This window comes from Cupriavidus sp. CuC1 (assembly GCF_044627735.1).
GTDB classification, from domain to species: Bacteria; Pseudomonadota; Gammaproteobacteria; order Burkholderiales; family Burkholderiaceae; genus Cupriavidus; species Cupriavidus ulmosensis.
The window spans coordinates 1-1,102 of sequence record NZ_JBIUHC010000390.1 but is presented as its reverse complement, the minus strand read 5'-3'; the positions used below and the strand labels follow the sequence as shown (position 1 = coordinate 1,102).

The 1,102-nt window shown below is 57.0% G+C and carries 1 protein-coding gene; it reads right to left on the bottom strand.

Annotated features, from left to right (window positions below; genetic code table 11):
- Positions 1–26: 26 nt before the first annotated feature.
- Positions 27–967, bottom strand: a protein-coding gene (locus ACGLHR_RS51830; RefSeq protein WP_400103916.1) for an IS630 family transposase whose coding sequence is annotated in 2 segments (ribosomal slippage) — positions 27–556 and positions 556–967 — 942 coding nt in all. Because the reading frame shifts where the segments join, the coding sequence is not laid out codon by codon here.
- Between the last annotated feature and the right edge of the window lie 135 nt (positions 968–1,102).

The window sequence follows — 1,102 nt, the reverse complement described above, 5'->3', positions numbered from 1 at the left end:
TATTGATCTTTCCGTAAATCATGACATCACCACAACGTTGCCTGAACCCAGCACGCGGCGATGATCGAAGGCCGGTGCTGAGCGCTCTTGAGTTTGTTGCGAGCGGTCGTTTGCAATTCATTGAGGTTGTCGGGACAGAAGTTCGCAATTGCATGACGCTTGAGCCACGCCCACAGGTATTCAACGGGGTTGAGCTCGGGACAGTACGGCGGCAGGAAGGTCATGTAAATATGTCCCTCAAGGGAATCCAGATACTCGCGGACCATCGCGGCGCGATGGGGTCTGGCACCATCCCAGATGATCAGCAGCGGCTGCTTGAGATGCGCTTTGAGCGCCTTGAGAAACTCGACCACCTGCTCTTTCTTGACGCTGCCTTCATACAACCGGAACAGGTAGTTGGTGCGGCTGAGGCCGGCGATCGCCGAGACATGGTTCCAGTTGAAATGAAACTGGATGATTGGCGTTTGCCCCTTCGGCGCCCAGGTACGCACACGCGTTGGGCGCTCGCTGATGCCGGTCTCGTCGATAAAGACAATCAATCGGCCTTCGCGCTGGGCTTTTTTTTAAGCGCAGGCCAAGTGTGGCGCTTCCAGTGGCGCACAGCGTCTTCATCTCGCTCGATTGCGCGACGCTCTGGCTTCTGCGCGCTGAAACCCAACGCCCCAAGAATGCGCCAGACCTGCGTTTGGCTGAACTCGACGCCGTACATTCGCTTGATGAGCGCACTGACGCGCTTGAGTGTCCATAACTCGGTGCCAAAGCCATGCTCAGTCGGACTTTGTAGCAATGCCCGGCGCAATCCGGCCAGTTGCTCGGGCTCCAGCTTGGCTGGGCGGCCCCGACCTGGCACAGCCCGTAGCGCATCAATTCCGCCTTCATCGAGTAGAGCCTTCCACGTGTACACCGTTTGTCGGGCTACCCCCACGGCCAATGCCACCTCGGCTGGCCGCTTGCCCGCCAACAGCATCCGACCAGCTCGCAAGCGCTTCTTGGTTGCATCGTCTAACGGACTCTTCGCCACGGTGCATATCTCCAATCAACTTGTTCGAGATAAAACGCACCAGCATAGAATCGGTTGTCATGTTTTTTGTAAAACTCAATA